Origin of the sequence: uncultured Moraxella sp. (genome assembly GCF_945873075.1) — a bacterium.
Lineage (GTDB): Bacteria > Pseudomonadota > Gammaproteobacteria > Pseudomonadales > Moraxellaceae > Moraxella.
In genome coordinates, this window is record NZ_CAMCBS010000021.1 from 1 (window position 1) to 22384 (window position 22384).

The following is a 22384-nucleotide window of genomic DNA, read 5'->3' on the forward strand; positions in this document are numbered from 1 at the left end:
CACAGACGCCATTTATGAAAGGTGGTGATGTGGTGCGTGTGGAGATGTTTGATAAGGCAGGTAATAACATCTTTGGCACGATTGAGAATACGGTGAAAGCCATCTAAATCAGCTTTCTTGCCAAACCAATTGACCATCGCTTGGGTGATGGTCAATTTTTTTCATATAGTGCGACTTTCAACAGCTGCCAAACCATCGACTACTAACATAAAATTAGCTCATCAATGACAATGAAACCACTGATGAGCTGAGCATTGGTCAGTGTGTGCTTAGCATTGTGCTTGATGGAACGCTTTGGCTTGGATTAGCCGCTTGTGAATGACGGGTAGATCTTTTGCCACTTGTGTAAAATACGCCTTAAGTCCTGTACACAGATAATTAAGACGGTGTGTGCCATCACTGTCTGCAATGAAGCGGTTTTTTGGACATTCGCCCCAGCACAGTTTCAAAAATTGGCATTGCTTACAATCGCTGGGCAGATTCAAGTGCTTAGCATAGCCAAAACTGGCTTGCTACCGACTAAAAGCAAGATTGGCTTCATCCGTAGTGGCGATATTACCCAGACGATACTCTGGATATACGAAGTGATCACAACTATACACATCTCCATTATGCTCAATCGCCAATGCCTTGCCGCAAATCGGTGCAGTGGTGCATTTTTGAGCACCCATGCCAAAGGCTTGTGAGATGGTATTTTCAAACTGATCAATAAACACCTTGCCGTAGTCATTGGCCAGCCACTCTTGCCAAACTGTCACCAAAAACCGCCCCCAATCATCTGCCGTCACCGACCAATCCGTGACAGAGTGAGCGCTGGTATGGATACGGTGTGCCATCTCGTCAGTCGTTGCGCGCATATACTGAGTCGCTTTAGTGTCATAATCCACAGGTGCAACAGCACTCAAAAACTGAATCATGCGTGGACGCACTTCATCACGCAAAAATCGATATACCGCAAGTGGCTCTTGGGCATTATAATGATTTACCACGCACAGCGCATGAAAGGGGGTTTGGTGATGATGCAAAAGGTTGATGGCTTTTTTGACATAGTCAAAGGTTGGCTTGCCGTTTTTGGTGACTCGAAGCTTGTCATGCAGTGGCTTTGGGCCATCAATGGAGATGCCAACCAAGAAATTTTCTGCCTTTAAAAATTGACACCATTCATCATCAAGCAGCAGCCCATTGGTTTGAAGATCGTTTAAGATTCGTTGATTGGGCTTGGCGTGGCGTTTTTGCAGTTCGACAGCTTTTTTGAAAAATGCCAAACCCATCAAAGTTGGCTCACCACCTTGCCAAGTGAACACCACCTCATCAGCAGTCTGTGCGTTGATATACTGGATGATATGCTGCTCAAGCATATCCTCATTCATGCGTGGTGATTTGGGCTGATTGAGTAGATTTTCTTTATGCAAATAAAAGCAATACTCACAGTCGATATTGCACTGTGAGCCGCTTGGTTTGATCATCATATGAAACGCAAAAACATCAGATTGCTTTTGCGTTTGAGTATTTTTTGTCATTTTGAGTCAGATACCTGTGGGTTGATTGGGCCGATCTCCACCACTTTAACAGCGTCAGAATACTTGACATACTGCTGAATCATGGCTGCCAAAACTTCTGGATGATCTTTGGCTATGTTCGTCGTCTCGCCAGGATCAGCATGGACATCATACAGTTTCCATTGACCGGCATCAAGCTGATCAATCGGTAGGCCTGCTGGCAGCGTACCAGTATAGACCGCCTTAAAATTCCCTTGGCGCACCTGACGATGGCCTCGCATCTCAAGTGACTCAGCACGGATCGGCCCTTGTAGCTGCGCTGATGGTGCGATTAGACGGTCATTGAGACTCATGCCTGTTAGGGGTGTTTTGTTTGGTGCAGTTGCTTTTGAAACACCTGCCAGATCCAATAGGGTGGGTGCCAAATCTTTTAGGGTGCTATAGCGACCTTCAATACTGCCAGCTTTGGCAGTTGGCGCTTTGATGATAAGTGGCGATCGAATGCCACCATCAGTCGTAAATCCTTTGAAATGCGCAAAAGGTGACATTGATGCTTGCGCCCATGCTTGACCTGTCGAAACATAACTATTGGACTGACCCATATTTGACAAGACATTATCGCGAGAAGCACGAATCCAGCTGCCCCATTTTTGGGATGCTTCACGAGATGCGCCTGCCGCCCCATTGTCCGATAAAAAGACAATAACCGTATCATCATATTGACCGCTGTCTTTTAAGTGACTGATAACACGGCCAATATTATAATCCATATTATCCACCATTGCTGCATACAGCTGCATTCGCTTGGTCTCCACAGCTCGCTGATCATCGCTTAGGCTTTGCCAATCAGGGGTTGCAATAAGCGGATAAGCGACGGCATCTTTTGACACCAGTCCTTTGGCTTTTAAGCGATCAAATCGCCGATCGGCAAGTGCTTGCGGCCCATCGTGATAAAAATCTTGGTATTTATCAACATAGGCTTGCGGCGCTTGCAAGGGTGAATGTGGTGCAGTATAAGCCAAAAAGGCAAAAAATGGCTGATCTTTTGGCTGCTTTGACAAACTTTCCAAAAGATAATCGGTATAAAAATCAGTCGAAAACACTCCTTCGGGTAGCTGCACATCAGCACCATTATGACTGTATAAATCTCGCCCATCTGGTGAATCTTGGCGGTCTTGATAGCGATAGTTATTCGCTTCGCCATTTAGTAGTGCAAATGAGTCATCAAAACCCCAAGCATTCGGTTGGTGTTCAATAGCTTTGCCCAGATGCCACTTACCTGATAAGACAGTGTGATAGCCTGCGCTTTTGAATCTTTGGGCGATGGTGGTGGCGTTATTTGTTAAGTGTCCAACATAATTGGGTGCCGCCGCCTGCTCTGGCGTATTAAGCTCGTAGATATTACCCAAGCCAACTTCATGTGGATCAGCACCAGTCAAAAACATCGCACGAGATGGGGACGAGTACGGCGATACAAAGAAATTGGTAAAGCCGACACCTTCTTTGGCAAGCTCATCCAAATATGGTGTCTGAATCTCACCACCATAAGGGGCAATGTCTGACCAGCCTAGGTCATCAGCCATGATGACCAAAATGTTCGGTGATGCTTGTTTGGCATAAGCAGGCAGTGTAACACCACCTAAGGCAATCGCCAAAGCTAACGATAGTGGATGCTTGGCAGCTTTAAAAAGACTTGACATGGTACATTCCTTTGAATTTGAAGAAAATATCCATCACAATGATCAAATTATGCTAATATCGCATAATAATTCGCTTGTGATGACATTATTGTACCGCCGAAAATCCGATCAATTTATCATGAATTTGTATAAATAAATCAGAAAATACCGCTGTTAATTTCTGGTCAAAACAGGTTTAATAAGCACATCCATTCATACTAAATAGGTGCCAAGTAAGGCATAGGGTGTAGGAGAGTTAGCATGAAGCTAAAAACACTATCAATGATCGCAGGTGTCATGATCTTAGCAGGATGCACCGAAGACAGACTGCCAAAGCCATCACCGATCGGTGAAAATGAGCGTGTCATCTTGCGTGTGGCGCATTTTTGGCCAGCCACCGCCATGAGCCAAAAACAGGTGCTTGAGCCGTGGTGCGCCACCATCACTGAACAGTCAGGCGGACAGATGACCTGTCAGCTATATCCTGCCATGCAGCTTGGTGGCACGCCTGCACAGCTGATGGATCTTGCCCAAGATGGCATCGCCGACATCGTCTTTACACTGCCAGGCTATACACCAGGCCGCTTTCCGATCATGGAAGTGATGGAGCTACCATTTATGACCATCGATGGCGAGTACAGCAGCCGTGTGGCGTGGCAGATTTATCAAGAGTTTGCCCAAGACGAATTTTCGATGGTTAAGCCATTGGCATTTAATGTGCATGACCGTGGTCAAATTCTAAATAACCGCCGTCCCATCACCAAGATCGAAGATTTTAAAGGGCTAAAACTGCGTGCGCCGACTCGCTTGACCAACAAAATGGTCGAAGCACTGGGTGCAACTCCAGTGAGCGTCCCAATGCCAGCACTGACTGATTCGGTCTCAAAAGGCGTGGTCGATGGTGTCGTGCTGCCTTGGGAAGTGATCCCAACAATCAAGCTACAAGAAGTCGCTCGCTATGCCAGTGAAATCAATGCACCAGATCCTGTGTTGTACAGTGCGCTGTTCACCATTGCGATGAATAAATACAAATACGAAGCACTGCCACCCAAGCTCAAAAAAATCATCGACGACAATACTGGTGCCAATTTCTCCCAAAAGCTTGGGCGCACATGGGATGAGCAAATCACCACAGCACGCCAAAAAATCACCGATAACGGCAATCCGATCAACCAGATCGCATCCGATGAAGTGGCACGCATCCAAGAAGCCGCCAAGCAAGTCGAGACCGACTGGATCGCTGAGATGAATGCCAAAGGCTATGATGGTCAAGCCATCGTCAATCGTGCCAAAGAACTGATCGCCCAAGCCAAACTGGATAAAGAAAATCAAACCACGAATGGCGCAGCACAAACCCAAACGACAAGCAATTGAGCCTTAGCCGCAGTTAAGCTGGTCGGATAATACTACAATCATCAGGATGAGAGATAATTATGGCTGAATTTTTTGAAACCCAAGTACAAGACGACACACCCAAAGATGCCATCGGACGATTTTTGATGGGTTGGTCAAAGCTATCCGCTTTTGGTGGCGTCATCGTATTGGTGCTGATTTGCTTAGTCGCTACCGCAAGTGTCATCGGTCGTGCTTTATTTTCGACACCGATTAAAGGCGATGTGGAGCTGGTACAGCTTGGCTGTTCTTGGGCGATTGCGGCATTCTTGCCTTATGGTCAAATGAAAAAAGCGCATGTCATCGTGGACTTTTTTACCCTAAAAGCACCAAAAAGTTTGCGCCGTGTGTTTGATATTTTTGCAGCTTTGCTATTGGCGCTATTTGCTGTGATGCTCATGTGGCGCAGTTATTTTGGCGCAATCGATGCCATCAAGCACGGCACCACGACGATGATCCTAGGCATGCCTGAATGGATCGCCCATATGACCATCGCCCCAGGATTTTTCTTATTGGCTTTGACGGCGTTATACACCGCTTGGCAATTTATCAGCAACTATGATGGCTACGCCAAATAATAACTAAGGATGGAATATTATGGATCCAATGATTATCGGACTTGGGATGGGTGCTTTTACCATCTTGTTATTGGTTTTTCGTATTCATATCGGCATCGCCATGCTGATGGCTGGCGTGACTGGCTATGTGATGATTGCAGGGTGGTATCCACTATTAAGCTACCTAAAAGGAATGCCATTTGCTCGTTTTTCGGTGTATGATTTATCAGTCGTGCCACTATTCTTATTGATGGGCAATATCGCATCTCGTGGCGGCTTATCCAAGCGCCTGTTCCAGTCTGCCAATGCGTTTTTGGGGCATTATCGTGGTGGTGCTGCCATCAGTGCAGTCGGTGCTTGTGCTGGCTTTGGGGCGATTTGTGGCTCATCGCTAGCGACAGCAGCGACCATGGGTCAAGTGGCACTGCCTGAGCTTAAGCGCGCCAATTACTCAGATGCGCTATCTACAGGTGCACTGGCAGCAGGGGGTACGCTTGGAATTTTGATCCCACCATCGGTGGTACTTGTCATCTATGCCGTTTTGACCGAACAAAATGTCTCAGCAATGTTTATGGCATCACTGATCCCTGGTATCATCGCCATGCTTGGCTACATGCTCGCCATCGCCATCTATGTACGACTCGTGCCAAACAGTGGACCTGCGATGCCACGCATGAGCTGGGGTGAGCGCATTACGCTACTTAAGGGCGTCTGGCCTGTGATTGCGGTGTTTGTGCTGGTCATCGGTGGTATCTATGGCGGTCTATTCACCCCAACTGAAGCTGCTGCCATCGGTACGGTCGCTGTCGGTATCTTAGCCTTTATTACCAAAGAAATGAATCTGTCAGGTCTGATGAATGCACTGTATGACACAGCAGCATCGACGGCGATGATCTTTTTGATCCTATTGGGTGCTGATGTCTTGAACGCATTTTTTGCACTATCACAGATGCCAATTAGCCTAGCTGAATGGGTCATCAACAGCGGCTTAACACCTTTGACCGTGCTATTTGCGATGATCATCATCTATATCGTGCTTGGCTGTGTGATGGATAGCTTGTCGATGATTCTATTGACTATCCCTGTGTTTTTTCCTATCATCATGGGCATGGATTTTTGGGGATTGGACCCAACGGATAAGGCGATTTGGTTTGGTGTACTGGCCTTGATGGTTGTCGAAATCGGACTGATCACACCGCCTGTGGGTATGAATATTTTCATCATCAACAGCATGGCAAAAAATGTCTCAATGAAAGAAACCTATAAAGGCGTGTTGCCATTCTTATGCTCGGATTTGATCCGTATCGTGGCACTGGTGTTTATGCCATCGATGGCGCTGTGGTTGGTTCATGTGTTGAATTAACAGTAGAACAGATGGTTTTGAGCTGATTCTGATAAATTGGACTTCAAAACCATCGTGATTTATGTAATACTGTTGCAAAAATATCACCCACTTAAGATAATTGATGACAAAACGGATAGAATTAGCATATTTGGAGATATCCATCCATACAGCTTTTATGTTTATGGCTTAATTTCAATTTCAACTCAACCTAAGGAATGATTATGAGTAAAGTATATTCAGATGCCAAATCCGCACTCGCCGATATCGTGGCAGACCACCAAACCATCGCCGTCGGTGGCTTTGGGCTATGCGGCATCCCCGAAAGCTTGATTGCCGCCTTGCGTGATAGCGGTGTGGCGGGGCTAACTTGTATCAGTAACAACGCAGGCGTGGACGATTTTGGGCTTGGACTGCTTTTGCAAACTCGCCAAATCAAAAAAATGATTGCGTCTTATGTTGGCGAAAACAAGGAATTTGAACGCCAATTTTTATCAGGGGAGCTGGAAGTGGAGCTGACCCCACAAGGCACGTTGGCGGAGAAACTTCGGGCAGGCGGGGCAGGGATTCCGGCATTTTTTACCAAAACGGGCGTGGGTACATCGGTCGCCGAAGGCAAAGAAGTGCGTGAATTTGATGGCGAAGAGTATGTGATGGAGCGCTCGCTGACCGCTGATGTGGCACTGGTCAAGGCATATAAGGCGGATAAAGTAGGTAATCTTGTGTTCCGTAAAACCGCTCGCAACTTCAACCCCGATGTCGCCACCGCAGGTAAAATCACTGTGGTCGAAGTCGAAGAACTTGTCGAAGTCGGCGAGATTGACCCTGACAGCATCCATCTGCCGGGCATTTATGTGCATCGCATCGTGGTGAACGCCAATCCCGAAAAACGCATTGAACAGCGCACTGTTTCAAAAGTATAATTAACATCATAAATAATTTTAAAGAATAAGGAGAAAACGATGGCTTGGACTCGTGAACAGATGGCGCAGCGTGCCGCCACCGAATTGCAAGACGGCTTTTATGTCAATTTGGGCATCGGACTGCCGACACTGGTCGCCAACTACATCCCCGATGGTGTCAATGTCATGCTACAGTCCGAAAATGGACTGCTTGGCATTGGGGCATTTCCCACCGAAGATGAAATCGATGCTGATTTGATTAACGCAGGTAAACAAACCGTCACCGCACAAGCTGGTGCAAGCTTCTTTGGTAGCAGTCAGTCATTTGCCATGATTCGTGGTGGTAAGGTAAATTTGGCAATCTTGGGTGCGATGGAAGTCAGCGAGCAGGGCGATCTTGCCAACTGGATGATCCCTGGTAAGATGGTCAAGGGCATGGGCGGGGCGATGGACTTGGTCGCAGGCGTGCAACGGGTGATTGTGCTGATGGAGCACACCGCCAAAGATGGCTCATTTAAAATCAAGCCAAGCTGTGATCTACCTTTGACCGGCAAAAAAGTCGTACATCGCATCATCACTGACCTTGGGGTGCTTGATGTCACCGATGGCGGGCTGACACTGGTTGAGCTTGCCGATGGCGTGACTTTTGATGAATTACAAAGCAAAACAGGCGTACAAATTTTACAATAAATTAGGAAACTAAAGATAAGGAGATATCATGACAGATGCAGTCGTCATCGTCGCCGCCAAGCGAACGGCGGTGGGTTCATTTTTGGGTTCATTATCAAGCGTGCCTGCGCCAAAGCTTGGCTCAGCTGTGATCAGTGATTTACTCGCCGAGACGGGCGTCAGTCCTGATGCAGTGAGCGAAGTCATCATGGGCAATGTGCTAACCACAGGCGTGGGGCAAAATCCTGCCCGTCAAGCCTCCATCTTTGCAGGCTTGCCCGTACAGACACCTGCCACGACGGTCAATGTCGTCTGTGGCTCGGGTCTAAAAGCCGTGCAAATGGGCGTGCAAGCCATCTTGTGCGGTGATAGCGACATCGTCATCGCAGGTGGTCAAGAGTCGATGAGCCAAAGCCCGCATTTCATCCATCTGCGTGACGGCATCAAAATGGGTAATGGCAATCTGACCGACAGCATGGTCGCTGATGGCTTGACTGATGTCTATCACGGCTATCACATGGGCATCACCGCTGAAAATATCGCCGAGCGGCTAGGTATCGACCGCACCGCCCAAGATGAATTTGCACTCGCATCCCAACAAAAAGCTGCCCAAGCTGCCGCCAATGGTAAATTTATCAATGAAATCAGTGCAGTATCTGTACCACAAAGAACAGGCAAGCCCATCATCGTCGATCGTGATGAATACATCAAACCAAACACAAGCCTAGATGGACTTACCAAATTGCGTCCAGCATTCAAAAAAGACGGCACGGTCACCGCAGGCAATGCATCAGGGATTAATGATGGCGCAGCCGCTGTGATGCTGATGAAACAAAGCCGAGCTGAAGCACTTGGACTGCCCATCTTGGCAAAAATCGTCTCATACTCAGCCACAGGTGTCGAGCCTGAAGTGATGGGACTTGGCCCAGTATCGGCGGTCAAATCGGTACTGGATAAGGCAGGGTGGCAGGTGGATGATGTGGATCTGTATGAAGCCAATGAAGCCTTTGCCGCTCAAGCACTCGGCGTCGCCAAAGAGCTGAATCTGCCTAGCGAGCGAGTGAATGTCAATGGTGGAGCGATTGCCATCGGCCATCCGATTGGCGCATCAGGCTGTCGCATCCTAGTGACGCTCGTGCATGAGCTGATCCAGAGTAGCAAATCCAAAGGCGTCGCTACTTTGTGCGTCGGTGGCGGTATGGGTCTGGCGATGGCGATTGAGCGAGTTTGATTGCCAGTAAAATACATAACACACAAAAGCATCTTGGCATCTTAGCATCTTGAATCGATTTTCAAGATGCTTTTGTTATTGTTGATGATTTAGAAATGCACTGCAAAAGAAATATCAAAACATTCAAAGTGCTATTGACAAACCACACAAGGAAGTTTATAAACATTGCATCACATCATTGGAATAGACTATGCCTATCTATACAAAAGACAAACTAAACCAAGATATCTTAAATAAAGTGGTTGAATACACTATAAGTTCTGTTTCTGATATAAAGAAAAAAGAGATAGAATATATTAATAAAATTGAATATGTCTATGACTATCATATTAATAAACTAAATTTTGATTTTAAACAATCTATTAGTGCATTAAAGGATTACTATCCTAAAACTTATGATTATTTAATTTTAAATGATTTGTATTATCAGCTAATTATGTATTGGTATCAATTAATTGACAATAGATTATTCTTATCATCGTTCTTTGAACTAAACCAAAGAATTTACTTTTTAACTAACCCAAGTGAGGATTATTACGACTGGCTACCAGACTATTTAAAAGATGGCTGGCTCAAGGCATTTGGTGGAATTGTGCTGTCTTATTCGGAAAATGATATAAATGGTACTATGCTAATAGGAGACCCATATAGTCGTTGGAAGTCATTTGACCTATACTTACCCAACTCACGCAAAAAAGCCAAACAAGCGATTGAAAGTTTGATTAAAAAAATTCCTTATACCTTTATTGATATTGAAATTGAAGATATTGAAAAACAAGAAAAATACAGAACAAAGGGCTTTCCCAATCTAAGGGTGATGATAGATTGCCGTAAGCCAAATGAAGATCCGCAAGAGTATGATTTGATACTCATGTGTTACCATTATGATCATCGAGTTTTTTGGGTAAAAGATGGTGATTTTATTGATGGTCTTTATGAGATTACCCATCCTCAAGCCATGTTAGATGAATATTTTTTGCATGTGTTTACTCAAAAAGATCAAGAGTATACTCGGTTTGATTTTAGTCCTTGGGCTAGTAAACTCTAACCAGTTTTGTCGGATGGATTGGGGTGTGGTTAAACAAACTTGCGCCCAAATATAACATCAAATCAATTCATCAAAACAAAGAGTGCATAGATAAATCAAGAAATCATGGTTCAAATTATTTTCTATATATTTCAATCACTTATAAAATAGAATATGAAGTAATGGTGCATTTCATATCATTTAACATAATATACATTATGCGAAGTATAAGCAATCGGACTTGGAGTAAAAGCCCCAAGCAAATTTGGCATAAATTTGTCAGCCGTTGGCAACTTATCACCATAATCACAGCTCAATCCAATCACTGTTGATGGTCATACAGCCCAACTTGTTCCAAGCTCTCATTGAATTTGTGCACTTTGTACAATTATCGTGAAATTCTCGCACGCTGATGGCAAATTTGTTTTATAATAACCAACAGACACTCAAATTCAGCGGAGTTTTTATGCGCCCACAATCAACACCATTCAAATCCGTCATGGCATTGGCATTGCTACCTTTGGCAAGCGTCAGTCCAGACAGCCAATTACCCATCAACAAAGACGCCCGCTTAACACTTGGTGTCAGCGCCACCTACAACGCCACTGCCTATAAAGCGGACAATAACATCAGCTATTTTCCTGTCGGCTCATTTGATAATAATCGCTTGTACATCGAAGGTGCTGAAGCTGGCTTTTATCCATACAAAGATTCAAACGACCAAGTCCGTATCGGCCTAAGCTACGACGGTCGTGAGTTTCGCCCAGATGATGCCGATGACGCCGCGATGAAAAATCTTGATAAGCGTGATTGGTCGGTGCTTGCACACGCCAGCTATATGCATATCACACCGTATGGCGGTTTCAAAATCAAAGCCACCACCGATGTGCTAAGCCGTCATGATGGCCAAACCGTCAGCTTATCACACCTGTCCAAATTCAATAAAGATAAACTGACCATTTATCCAGAAATTGGTGCCGTATGGCAAAGCAAAGATTACAACCAGTACTACTACGGCGTGTCAGCTGACGAAAGTGCTCGTACAGGCATCGTACAGTATGATGCCAAATCAGGCGTGATGCCATTTGTTGCTGCGACTGCTACTTATAAGATTAACGATCATTTTAGCGTTTTTGGCAATCAGCGAGTCGAATGGCTATCATCCACCCAAAAAGACAGCCCATTGACCGATGGTTCAGTGGATTCCAAGACTCGATTCGGTGTGAATTATACCTTTTGATTGGTTAATTTAATTAAAAAAATAAAAGGGCGTTTACAGTTGATCGCCCTTTTATTTTGTTCAACATAAGCCAACTCGCCCTATTATCACCCTGCTGTTTTATGGTTCGGCTTGGATAATTTGGCTACATCGGATTAAATTTACTAATCAATCGACAGCAGCTCAAGCGTTTGCACAGTTTGCACCGTCGGCTTGTCAGCCATCATCTTTGCCCAGCGGATAATGTGGGTATATTCATGCACCGCAAGGAACTTAGCGGCATCATATTGCTCGCTTACATACAACTCACCCAAGCACAATCTGCCGTACCACGGATAAATTGCCATATCAGCAATGCTATACTCATCGCCCAAAATGTAATTGCAATTTTCTAGGTGTTTATTTAGCAAATCTAACTGACGCTTAGTTTCCATCGCATAGCGATCAATCGGATATTCCATCGCATAAGGCGCATACGCATAAAAATGCCCAAAGCCACCGCCAACAAACGGTGCAGAACTCATCTGCCACATCAGCCATGAGTACAGCTCGGCCTTTTTGGTCAAATCGCTTGGCATAAAGGCTTGATACTTTTCTGCCAAATACAGCAAAATCGCCCCACTTTCAAATACAGGCACAGGCGGCGTCTGTGTACAGTCAAGCAAGGCAGGAATCTTGGAATTTGGGTTGATTTTGACAAAATCTGAGCCAAATTGATCACCGTTCATGATGTTAATTTTGTACGCATCATAGCCTGTGATTTTGCCAAGAGATTTTAATTCTTCTAATAAAATATTCACCTTAATGCCGTTGGGCGTGTTGAGCGAATACAGCTGATATGGCGCATCGCCAATTGGTAGCTTTTGTTCGTGCGTCGCCCCTGCGGTTGGACGGTTCGTCCCGCCAAATTTACCGCCCGCTTTGGCTTTGACGCTTTCATAATCCCAAACGACTGGTGGTGTGTAAGCTGTCATGATTTATCCTTATTTCATTTGATTGCCACTCTTATCCTACAGCATACCCATCATTTGCGCAACTCTTTATGCGATATCATAAGCTATCATTAAAACCTTGATGAAAAAATTGCAAATCTGCCACAACCACCCAAGTCAAATATCATGCACAAACCAATAGCACATAAAAATACCACCGATTCACAAAGTTATCAGTGGTATTAAGATTGCAATTATCGTTGATGACCGATGGTCTATCAGCCAATCATTCTTTAATTTCAAACACTTGCTTAAGATACGCCAAATAAGTATCGTCTTCAATCATCGTCTTGCCCGGGCTGTCGGATAGCTTGGCGACCGGCTGACCATTACACGCCACCAGTTTTAGCACGATATTAAGCTGTGTTGCCCCCATATCATTGGTGAGATTGGTGCCGATACCGAAGCCTGTCTTAATTCGTCCTTTAAAATATTGATGCAAATCCCACGCCTTTTGTAGCGTCAAGCCATCGCTGAATGTCAGACTCTTGGTTTTTGGGTCGATTTTTAGCTTGTGATAATGATTGATTGCCTTATCACCCCATTCATACGGGTCGCCACTGTCATGACGCAGTCCGTCAAACAGCTTGGCAAAATACAAATCAAAATCACGCAAAAACGCATCCATCCCCACCACATCAGTCAGGGCAATACCCAAATCGCCACGATACTCACGCACCCAGCACTCAAGCGCCGCCTTTTGGCTATCTCTTAGGCGTACATCAAGTGCCTGAAACGCCTGCATAAACTCATGCGCCATCGTGCCAATCGGCGTGATGCCAAGTTTTTTGGCAAGATAGACATTGGAAGTACCACGCACAATCTCAGGGCACGCTTTAGATAATGTCTCAACCACATGATACTGCCAAGCCTTACTAAATCGGCGGCGTGTGCCAAAATCCGCCACAATAAACGGCGTCTCATCATAAGAGCCGTCCGCCAGTTGCTTGGCTTGGTACTCATGCAGTGCCTTGACCTTATCATTCAAGCGGTGCTGACCTTCGGCAAGCAGTGCATCTGTCGGCAGGCGTGAATAATACAGCTCACTGACGATACACAGCACAAAGATTTCAAAGAACATCGCCTGAATCATCGGACCTTCGATGTCAATGTTTAGATGATTATCATCATCGACCCAGACGGTGATAAAGCGACGCTTAAGTGCAAATAATTCTAAATAATCGACAAAATCAGACTTGATAAATCTAAGACTACGCAGATAATCAAGCTCATCTTGGCTAAAGCGGAGCTGACACAGATAATCGAGCTGTGTTTCAAGGTCTTGTTTGATTTCGCTCAGCGGATAGACAGTTTCGTCATTGTTGCGACAGCGAAAGCGATACACGCCATGCGTCTGGGGGAATTGATGTAGCATCGCTTGCAGCATGGTGAATTTATATAAATCATTATCCAGTAGCGATGTGATAATCGGGGCAGTTGCTGTGGTCATAACCCTAAGCCATCCCTTTTTTATGATAAGAATAAAAGTATCATGATACTATAATTTTGCCAATTTTGCAGGGTTTTATAAATAAATCTTGCACATTTGTTTGAAAAATAGTGTCATCTGACCGTGTTTGCGGACAATTTTGGACACCATTTGGCGTAGTATTTGGCGTAGTATTTGGCATGGCATGGAGCAAAGTATTTGTGCAGTATTTGGCAAAGTATATTGCATATTTAAGCCGTTGCCCTTATTATGGTGGCAATTTGAAATCTGTCAATCATATGAGTACACCATGAGTACCATCACCCCTTCTCAATATCAAGCATTAAGCGCACTTGGCGATGATACATTTGTCATTCGCCTGTTTGATGATGCCGAATACAACACCACCCATGATGCCATGCTGACACGCACCCTAGAGCGTATCGAAGACAAAAAAGCCAACATCACCCACCCTGATGAGCTGTGGATTGTCGAGCATCAAGATGTCTATACGCTAGGTCAAGCAGGCAAGCCTGAACACATCTTGTATCACACGGATACCCCGATTATCAAGACCGACCGTGGCGGTCAGGTGACTTGGCATGGGCGTGGACAGTTGGTGGTGTATTGGCTGTTTGATTTACGGACGCTTGATATGGGCGTGCGTGATTTGGTCAGTCATGCCGAGCAAGCCATCGAAGATGTGGTGAGCGACTATCTGCCCGACTCACTCATCGCCAAAGCTCGCCGTGATGCGCCGGGCGTGTATATCTACAATCATGATGGCGATATGCTTGGCAAAATCGCTAGTCTTGGCTTTAAGATTAAACATGGCTTTAGCTATCATGGCGTGGCGATTAATCTGGTGAATGATTTGTCCGCGTTTAATGCCATCAATCCGTGTGGCTATGCAGGTATGCCAATGGCAAAATTGGCAAGCTATGGACTGTTTGACGACAGCCAAGTCAGCGAATTTATTGCAAAATTTATCAAAAATATTCGTGCTCGCCATCAAGGATTGGTTGCACTTCGGGCGATAGACGAGTAAAATAGCCAAAATTTCTTTTTTATTTGGAGTATAGTATGGCAGATTTTAACCAAATCTTGGACGCAGGCGATGTTGATGGCGGTATCATCAATGTAGTTGTTGAGATTCCAACCGGTTCAAACCACAAAATCGAATGGAACCGCAAATTGGCTTGCTTTGAGCTTGACCGTGTTGAGCCAGTTGCATTTGCCAAGCCTTGCAACTATGGCTTTATCCCACAGACACTAGACGAAGATGGCGACGAGCTAGATGCACTGATCATCACCGAGCAGCCATTGACCACAGGTATCTTTTTGCAAGCCAAAGTCATTGGCGTGATGAAGTTTGTTGATGATGGCGAAGTTGATGACAAAATCATCGTCGTACCAGCTGACGACCGCAACAACGGCAATGCTTATAACAGCCTAGAAGATCTACCTGCTCAGCTGATCAAACAGCTTGAGTTCCATTTTAATCACTATAAAGATCTGAAAAAAGCAGGCACAACCAAAGTTGAAGGTTTCTTTGGTGTGGATGTCGCAAAAGAAGTCATTAAAGAGAGTCAAAAACGCTGGAAAGAGCTGTAATCCATCACTGATGGCTTAGAGCCAACCCAAAGCCCAAGTCAAAGACCCTTCGGTGTGTTTGGCTTGGGTTTTTAATTTGCTTGATTTTTAACCGACTTAATTTGCCAATGCCCTGATGGTTGGCAAAAACCAAACCATTCACAAAATTTAGCAAAAAATGCTAATGCCAAAACCCAAAAAGCTTGTTATGATAAGCCAATTTTCATCTCAATAGGTCTTATCAGTGCATTCAAAACCACACATCATCACCTTGATTGGCTCAGGGCTATTGGCTCTATTATTGTCAGCCTGCCAAAGTCTGCCAAGCACGCCACATCTGCCAAACAGTGAAGCGCTGACTCTACAGTCCCAGCTGCGACTACAAGATACACGCCACTATAGTGCCACCAAGCTTGGCGATAGCATCGCAGCCCAAACCGAAAACCACCCGAATTTATCAGGCTATTATCCAATCGCCACAGGCGCCAATGCCTTTGCTGCTCGTAGTATTTTGAGTGATTTGGCAAGTCAGACCATCGATATCCAATACTATATTTGGCACAATGATGAAGCAGGTCAGCTGATGCTCAAAGATCTATGGGAAGCTGCCGAACGGGGTGTCAAGGTGCGCCTACTACTCGATGATATGAACAGCTCTGAGTCGCTTGATCAGATCCTGCTACGCTTTGCCGAGCACCCCAATGTCGCAGTACGCCTAATGAATCCAATGGCAAATCGCAAAATCCGCACCGTCAATTATCTGTCCAATCCTATGCGTATCAATGCTCGTATGCACAACAAAAGCATGACCTTTGATAATCGCATCAGCATCATCGGCGGACGCAATATCGGTAATGAATATCTGAATAATAATACGGTGAATAATTTTGCCGATCTTGATGTCATGCTGCTTGGCTCGGTAGTCAAAGATGTCACAAACAGCTTTGAAGAGTATTGGGCATCACCACTGGCTTATGATATCGAAACACTGGTAAAAAAATCCTACCAGCCGACAACAGAATTACTAAGCCCTGCCGTATGGGATGATCTTAATCACAGCCAGAGTGCAAGCAGTAGTGAACGTGCCGTGCGTCGCTATCGCCAAGCCGTACAGTCATCGACCATCGCCGATGATCTGATCCAAAAACGACTGCCCTTTCGCTGGACGAAAGTACGCCTATTCGTTGATCCCGTTGAGAAACTGACTCGTGCCAAAGCCACCGCCGATCAGCATCTGGTGGCACAGCTGCAGCGAGTCATCGGGCGACCTAAGGCAAATTTTTCAGTGATTTCATCTTATTTTGTGCCAACCAAAGATGGCACAGACACACTCATTAAGCTTGCTAATGATGGCGTCAAAATCAGCATCTTGACCAATTCGTTCGACGCCACCGATGTCGGCGTCGTCCATTCCGGCTATGCCCATTGGCGCAAACCACTGCTGATGGCAGGCGTGAATCTATTTGAAGTCAAATCCACCGCCACCAATGATGCTGATAATGACAATAAATTTTGGCGTACCAAACAGCTGACCACCACAAGCCTGCATGCCAAAGCCTTTGCAGTCGATGATCGCTTTGTATTCATTGGCTCATATAACATCGACCCTAGATCCGCCAATATCAACACTGAGCTTGGCGTACTCATCTATGATCAAGCGCTGGCGACACAGCTACATCAAGCACTCCAAAATAGCCCATCACTGATTCAGCAAGCCTATAAACTTGAGCTTGATGATCGTGGCTTGATACGATGGCATACGATCAATGACGGCACACCGACCATTTATCGCAATGAACCCAATACCAATCTTAAGGATCGTGCTGGCATCGTGATGCTTGGCTTGTTACCGATTGATGGCTTATTGTGAAGTTTTTTAGGCTTTTCATGGTAAAATGGTGAATTTTACGGTAAACTAGGCGGCACATTGTTCGTTGCTTTGTAGGCTTTGCATCATGATCTTTGAGCCCATCCTGACTCGGCAGCAATACTTCACCTGCCTAGTGATTAGTCTTAGCGTATTATTGGTTTTTATTGATGTCGCTCAATTTTGGTATCTGTCTGAAATTTTGTTGCCATTATTTTTTGGTTACGCTAGCAATGAATCAACCCCGTGGCTCGCCCTTTTTGCCAAATATGTTGCAGGGCCGATTGCGATGCCGCTTGGTGCACTGCTATTTGGAACGATTGGTGATCGTCATGGGCGAAAAGTCACATTACGCATCAGCTGTCTTGGGGTAGCGATTCTAACTCTACTCATTGGTACACTTCCCACAAGATCGGTACTTAGTGATGCAGCACCTATCGTCTTGACATCCTTAAGATTTTTTCAAGGGTTGTTCGCTGGTGTAATGCTACCTACCTGCCTAGTATTTATTACCGAGCATTTTCCCACCAAGCGGCTAGGCATCGGTAGTGGCATCATCTTATCTTCTGCCATTAGCGGTTTGCTGATCGTCAGCATTTATCTTAATACTCTAATTAATACACTGACCATTGCTGAAATCATGAGCTACGGTTGGCGGATTCTATACTGCATCAGCGGTACTGTGACTTTGATGCTATTTTTTGCTATTGACCGATTAAAAGAAACTCCTGTATTTCAAAGACATCATCAGCCAACAACTCCACCCACATTTGATGACGCCGCCATCAATGCCATCAGTCTCAACGATAGCATCAGTGACAACCTAAATATCGAGACAAAAAATAGGGTTGATAGCCAAACTGCACCAATCTGCCAAAAACTTGGTCGTCAGCTGCGCATCTTTGGTTTTAGCTTTTTGCCAAATACCATGCCGTCGCTCATCTTATCTGTGATTATCGCAAGCTTAATCATTTTTATCCCCATTTTGCTTTTACCACTCATTGAGATCGGCTTTTTTGTTTCGCCTGTTGTTTCTCGTTTTGGCGGCATGATTGGCATGCTATTTATGATGATTGGCTGTGTATTTTTTGGCGTGATGGCAGATTTGCACAATGTCGGCCGTGTACTGATGATTGGCAGTACTTTTTTGATAGTTAATGCAGTGTTTTTTGTTTATCATTTGCAGTCTGGCGGCGGTTTTATTTTGGTATTTTTTGCATTGCTCGGCTTTTTTTCAGGCTTGATTGGGGCGATTCCTTCAGTCATTGTGCGACTATTTCCCACTAAGATTCGCCTAAAAGGTGTGACACTCAGTTATGCTCTAAGCTATGCTTCACTTGCCATTACTTTGCCGATTGCGATTCGCTATTTATCATTGTATATTGCTTTCGTACCCGTTTTATATGTGATGTTCATTGGGCTTGTAACTTTATTTGTTAGTTTTTATGTATATTATCTACCGCGCACCCAAGCTGACATCAACCGCTAACACAACAAAATCCCCAAAAGCACACACTTTTGGGGATTTGGCTTATCATTCATATTTTTAAAACTTCACAGTCTCGACACCTGCGTCACTGGCTTTTAGCATCACGCTTGCCGATTGTGCAGCAAAAATACCATTACACACCACACCGACAATGTTGTTAATCTCTTGCTCAAGCTTGGCAGGATTGGATACATCCAGCTCATAAGTATCCAAAATCAGATTGCCATAATCAGTCACAAAGCCTTCACGATACACAGGCTCACCGCCCATCTTGACCAGCTCACGAGCCACATACGAGCGAGCTTGTGGTAGCACTTCGATAGCAACGGGGAATTTGCTCAATTGTGAGACGATTTTTGAGTCATCGACCATACAGACGAACTGACTCGATGCAGCTGCGACGATTTTTTCGCGAGTCAGCGCACCACCGCCACCTTTGATCATATTGCCTGCACCATCAATCTCATCTGCGCCATCAATGTACAAATCAAGCTGACCCACGCTATTAAGATCATAAATCTCAATACCTAATGCCTTAAGCTTATCTTCAGTCACTTGCGAGCTTGCGACAGCGCCTTTGAGCTGTACTTGTGGCAGTAACTCAATCAAGCAGTTCACCGTACTGCCTGTGCCCACGCCAAGCACCATACCATCTTCGATATACGCCAATGCTGCTTTGGCAGCGGCTTGTTTTTGAGCAAGTTTTGGGTCAATGGTTGTCATTACAAAGATACCTTATCAAGATAAACGCTAGTATTGTACGCTAAAGTTACAATCTTTTAAAGTATAGTTACAAAAATTCACAGTCAAATTTTGGACAAAAAAAATGACTTCATCAGCACATCTCCGGCACACTTTGTATCTACTACCGTTGCTACCTTCCGGTCCTGGCGGGGTTCATAGTACACAGTTGCGAAGCTACCGATGAAGCCAAGTCAGTATTATACTAGAAAATCACTGATTTGCAAGTTTTTTGTGGCGTTTTTGGCTGATTTTATGGTTGGTCAGGGACAAAACTTGCCACGCAGTGCGCCAAGCCATCGGCGATGACAGGCGTAGTCAGCACTCGATATTCAGCCAATTCAAATGACGCAGGCGATAAGCCATCAAGCTTTGTCACCAAATACGCCACGATTGGCATATGGCAGACGATGGCGATGCATTTATCATCAGTCTGCTCGCCAAATTTATCTTGGATAATACGGTCAATGTCGTCAAGTCCGATGGTAGGGTCATCATCAGGCGTGATACTGCTAAGTGTCACAAAAGCAGGCGATTGACCGGCGTCGGTGGCTGTCTTTGCCAGTATCTTGGCGGTTTGGTCGGCACGGTTATACGGACTTGCGATAATCAAATCAAGCTGATGCTCTGCAACCATTGCATCCGCAGACTGCCCTGCTTGCATCCGCCCAAAGTCCGTCAAATCTCGCCCTGCATCATCATCACAATATGGTGCAGCTTGCCCATGTCGCACAAAGATTAATTTCATAAATTATCCTTTATGATATATTAATAGTAGTTAATCAGTATCCGTGGTTTTTGGCTTGGCATCAGCACTACTTTTTAGCACTTCGCTAAACTCCTGGCTAAGTCGCACATTGCTCTCGTCATGCGGCAGCACAAATTCAACATCGCTTCTAAAGCCTGTTTCCATCAGATTGAGCGCTACGCCAAGTGCCGATTTATCTTCGTATAGCACAGCGTGCAGTGCGTGCGTGATTGGCATATAGACGCCAAGCTCTTTTGAGCGGGTATGCACTTGCGCGATGGTATTGACCCCTTCGGCGGTTTGCCCAAGTTTTTTGACCGCTTGCTCAAGGCTGATACCCTGCCCTAGCATATAGCCCACTCGATAATTGCGGCTCAAGGTCGAACTACAAGTGGCGTACAAATCCCCCACGCCTGATAGACCTAAGAATGTCAATGGGTCAGCACCCACCGCCACCCCAAAACGGCTCATCTCAGCGAGCGCACGAGTCAGTAGCATGGCTTTGGTATTCTCACCCACTTCATAGGCGGCCGCCATACCCATCGCAATGGCATAGATGTTTTTGAGCGCACCGCCCAGCTCCACACCCTTGACATCGACACTGGCAAATACACGGAAAAATGCACTGTGCAATGCCGTCTGTACCGCCTTACGAAGTGGCTCAGACTCAGATGCAATCACCGTTGCCGATGGCATATTATCCATGATTTCGACTGCTAGATTTGGGCCACTCATCACCCCAAAATTCACTTCGGGCAGTACATCGGTGATAATATCGCTCATCAAGGCATAGGTGTCTTTTTCCATACCTTTGGTCAAAGAGACCACCGCTTGATGCGTGATGAATGGGCGAATCTGCGTCAAAATCTCACGAAACGCCGAGCTTGGCACTGCCACAAAAATCACATCCACGCCACGCACCGCATCTTCAAGCTCATGACTGAACTTGAGACGGTCGTCAAGCTTATGATTTGGCAGGTATTTTTTGTTTACATAAGTTTTTTGTAGTGCTTTGACCGTACGCTTATCACGAACCCACAGCGTGGCATCACAGCCATTTTTGGCAGCCAAATTCGCCATCGCCGTGCCAAAGCTACCCCCACCCAAAAAAGCAAATTTAAGCGTTTTTGACCCAGTGGCAGGCTTGGCTTTTGCTTGTATCGTCGCTTCAAGCTCAGCGGATTTTTTCTTTTTGAATCCAGTCAATTCGGCGATACTTGCGATGATTGGCGCATTTGGCAGTCCCGATTCTTTAATCGCACTCACCGCATCATCCAGACCTGTGCTTGCTGCATCGACGATTTTTTTTACCTTAGAGTTTTTCACACTGGGTTTTATTAGTTTCATATCAATTACCTGCTTATCAAGCATCAAAGTTTATTGAGTATCATAATGTTAAGCATCATAATGATGGCTATCACGATACTGAACAAACTGCGACAAATCGTGCGCATCTCGCGCCGGCATCTGCACGCTGCTGCTACCTGTATAAATCAGCCCGCAAATGGTGTCATCTGCGCCCACGCCAAAATACGCCTTGACCGCATCAGTATTACACAAAAGTCCTGTACGCCACACGCTCTTATAGCCTAGCGACTCAAGCGCAAGCAAGATATTTTGTGCGGCAGCACCAGCACTCAGTAGCTGTTCAAATGGCGGTACTTTTTCGTGCGATTTCATATCGGTGGCAATCACGATAATCATCGGCGCACGCAGTGGGATATTTAAGGTTTTCTTAATCGTAGCATCATCTAGCGTTACGCCTTGAGCTGCAGCATCTGCTTCGGCAGCTTGTAATAATACCTTGCCAAATTCCACCAAAGCATCACCGGTCAATACCCAAAATTTCCACGGCTTAAGCTGCTTATGGTCAGGGGCGACCATCGCTGCGTGTAGTACCGCATCAAGCTCGTCTTGGTTTGGCATTGGTAGCACAAGATTGCCGATGCTGCGGCGCTGATGTATGATGTCTAATACAGGGTTTTTCATTGTAATTATCCTAAATAAT

Annotated in this window: 20 protein-coding genes, 1 other RNA gene and 1 pseudogene; 12 read left to right on the forward strand and 10 right to left on the reverse strand. The window is 45.4% G+C overall.

The window, feature by feature from the left end:
• Positions 1-269: 269 nt before the first annotated feature.
• The 3 genes and pseudogenes from Q0N89_RS07595 to Q0N89_RS07605 form a co-directional block, all read right to left on the reverse strand.
• Positions 270-488: pseudogene (locus tag Q0N89_RS07595) on the reverse strand (SPASM domain-containing protein); the annotation flags it as partial.
• Between the two features lie 24 nt (positions 489-512).
• Positions 513-1469 carry an anaerobic sulfatase maturase gene (locus Q0N89_RS07600; protein ID WP_294035047.1) on the reverse strand — a complete coding sequence of 319 codons (957 nt, stop codon included), beginning with the start codon at positions 1467-1469 and terminating at the stop codon, positions 513-515.
• Positions 1470-1516: 47 nt separating this feature from the next.
• Positions 1517-3199, reverse strand: a complete 1683-nt coding sequence (locus Q0N89_RS07605; RefSeq protein WP_294035049.1) for an arylsulfatase — start codon at positions 3197-3199, stop codon at positions 1517-1519.
• A 240-nt stretch (positions 3200-3439) separates the two neighbouring features.
• Between Q0N89_RS07605 and Q0N89_RS07610 the strand changes: the two genes are divergently transcribed.
• The 8 genes from Q0N89_RS07610 (at position 3440) to Q0N89_RS07645 (ending at position 11538) form a co-directional block, all read left to right on the forward strand.
• A complete protein-coding gene (locus Q0N89_RS07610; RefSeq protein ID WP_294035051.1) occupies positions 3440-4552 on the forward strand; it encodes a TRAP transporter substrate-binding protein in 1113 nt (370 codons plus the stop codon).
• Between the two features lie 59 nt (positions 4553-4611).
• Positions 4612-5148: a TRAP transporter small permease gene (locus tag Q0N89_RS07615; RefSeq protein WP_294035053.1), complete on the forward strand. Its 537-nt coding sequence runs from the start codon at positions 4612-4614 to the stop codon at positions 5146-5148.
• 19 nt (positions 5149-5167) lie between these two features.
• Positions 5168-6490: a TRAP transporter large permease gene (locus tag Q0N89_RS07620; protein ID WP_294035055.1), complete on the forward strand. Its 1323-nt coding sequence runs from the start codon at positions 5168-5170 to the stop codon at positions 6488-6490.
• Positions 6491-6693: 203 nt separating this feature from the next.
• Positions 6694-7392 (forward strand): CoA transferase subunit A, encoded by a 699-nt coding sequence (locus tag Q0N89_RS07625; RefSeq protein ID WP_294035057.1) that lies wholly within the window; start codon positions 6694-6696, stop codon positions 7390-7392.
• A 39-nt stretch (positions 7393-7431) separates the two neighbouring features.
• Complete coding sequence (locus Q0N89_RS07630) at positions 7432-8061, forward strand: CoA transferase subunit B (RefSeq protein WP_294035059.1); 630 nt, start codon at positions 7432-7434, stop codon at positions 8059-8061.
• Positions 8062-8089: 28 nt separating this feature from the next.
• Positions 8090-9271 carry an acetyl-CoA C-acetyltransferase gene (locus Q0N89_RS07635; protein ID WP_294035061.1) on the forward strand — a complete coding sequence of 394 codons (1182 nt, stop codon included), beginning with the start codon at positions 8090-8092 and terminating at the stop codon, positions 9269-9271.
• A 190-nt stretch (positions 9272-9461) separates the two neighbouring features.
• Positions 9462-10319: a hypothetical protein gene (locus Q0N89_RS07640; protein WP_294035063.1), complete on the forward strand. Its 858-nt coding sequence runs from the start codon at positions 9462-9464 to the stop codon at positions 10317-10319.
• A 445-nt stretch (positions 10320-10764) separates the two neighbouring features.
• Positions 10765-11538, forward strand: a complete 774-nt coding sequence (locus Q0N89_RS07645; protein ID WP_294035065.1) for a MipA/OmpV family protein — start codon at positions 10765-10767, stop codon at positions 11536-11538.
• A gap of 143 nt (positions 11539-11681) precedes the next feature.
• Here the strand turns inward: Q0N89_RS07645 and yghU are convergent, their stop codons facing one another.
• Together yghU and pncB are read right to left on the reverse strand one after the other, a co-directional pair.
• Positions 11682-12491, reverse strand: a complete 810-nt coding sequence (gene yghU, locus Q0N89_RS07650) for a glutathione-dependent disulfide-bond oxidoreductase (RefSeq protein WP_294035067.1) — start codon at positions 12489-12491, stop codon at positions 11682-11684.
• 244 nt (positions 12492-12735) lie between these two features.
• Entirely contained in the window at positions 12736-13959 is a 1224-nt protein-coding gene (gene pncB / locus Q0N89_RS07655) for a nicotinate phosphoribosyltransferase (RefSeq protein WP_294035069.1), read from the reverse strand.
• Between the two features lie 397 nt (positions 13960-14356).
• Here pncB and lipB point away from each other — a divergent pair, with 397 nt between their 5' ends.
• The 4 genes from lipB (at position 14357) to Q0N89_RS07675 (ending at position 18887) form a co-directional block, all read left to right on the forward strand.
• Positions 14357-14986, forward strand: a complete 630-nt coding sequence (gene lipB, locus Q0N89_RS07660) for a lipoyl(octanoyl) transferase LipB (RefSeq protein ID WP_294035109.1) — start codon at positions 14357-14359, stop codon at positions 14984-14986.
• Between the two features lie 35 nt (positions 14987-15021).
• Complete coding sequence (locus Q0N89_RS07665) at positions 15022-15552, forward strand: inorganic diphosphatase (RefSeq protein WP_078253846.1); 531 nt, start codon at positions 15022-15024, stop codon at positions 15550-15552.
• 223 nt (positions 15553-15775) lie between these two features.
• A complete protein-coding gene (locus Q0N89_RS07670; protein ID WP_294035072.1) occupies positions 15776-17401 on the forward strand; it encodes a phospholipase D family protein in 1626 nt (541 codons plus the stop codon).
• A gap of 85 nt (positions 17402-17486) precedes the next feature.
• Positions 17487-18887: an MFS transporter gene (locus Q0N89_RS07675; protein ID WP_294035074.1), complete on the forward strand. Its 1401-nt coding sequence runs from the start codon at positions 17487-17489 to the stop codon at positions 18885-18887.
• 57 nt (positions 18888-18944) lie between these two features.
• Here the strand turns inward: Q0N89_RS07675 and rpiA are convergent, their stop codons facing one another.
• From rpiA to Q0N89_RS07700, 5 genes are all read right to left on the reverse strand, one after another.
• Positions 18945-19610, reverse strand: a complete 666-nt coding sequence (rpiA, locus tag Q0N89_RS07680; protein WP_294035076.1) for a ribose-5-phosphate isomerase RpiA — start codon at positions 19608-19610, stop codon at positions 18945-18947.
• 107 nt (positions 19611-19717) lie between these two features.
• An RNA gene (gene ffs, locus Q0N89_RS07685) (signal recognition particle sRNA small type) lies at positions 19718-19814 on the reverse strand.
• 67 nt (positions 19815-19881) lie between these two features.
• On the reverse strand, positions 19882-20376 hold the full coding sequence (locus tag Q0N89_RS07690) for a histidine phosphatase family protein (protein WP_294035078.1): 495 nt from the start codon (positions 20374-20376) through the stop codon (positions 19882-19884).
• Between the two features lie 30 nt (positions 20377-20406).
• Positions 20407-21723 (reverse strand): NAD(P)H-dependent glycerol-3-phosphate dehydrogenase, encoded by a 1317-nt coding sequence (locus tag Q0N89_RS07695; RefSeq protein ID WP_294035080.1) that lies wholly within the window; start codon positions 21721-21723, stop codon positions 20407-20409.
• Positions 21724-21771: 48 nt separating this feature from the next.
• Positions 21772-22365 (reverse strand): nitroreductase, encoded by a 594-nt coding sequence (locus Q0N89_RS07700; RefSeq protein ID WP_294035082.1) that lies wholly within the window; start codon positions 22363-22365, stop codon positions 21772-21774.
• Between the last annotated feature and the right edge of the window lie 19 nt (positions 22366-22384).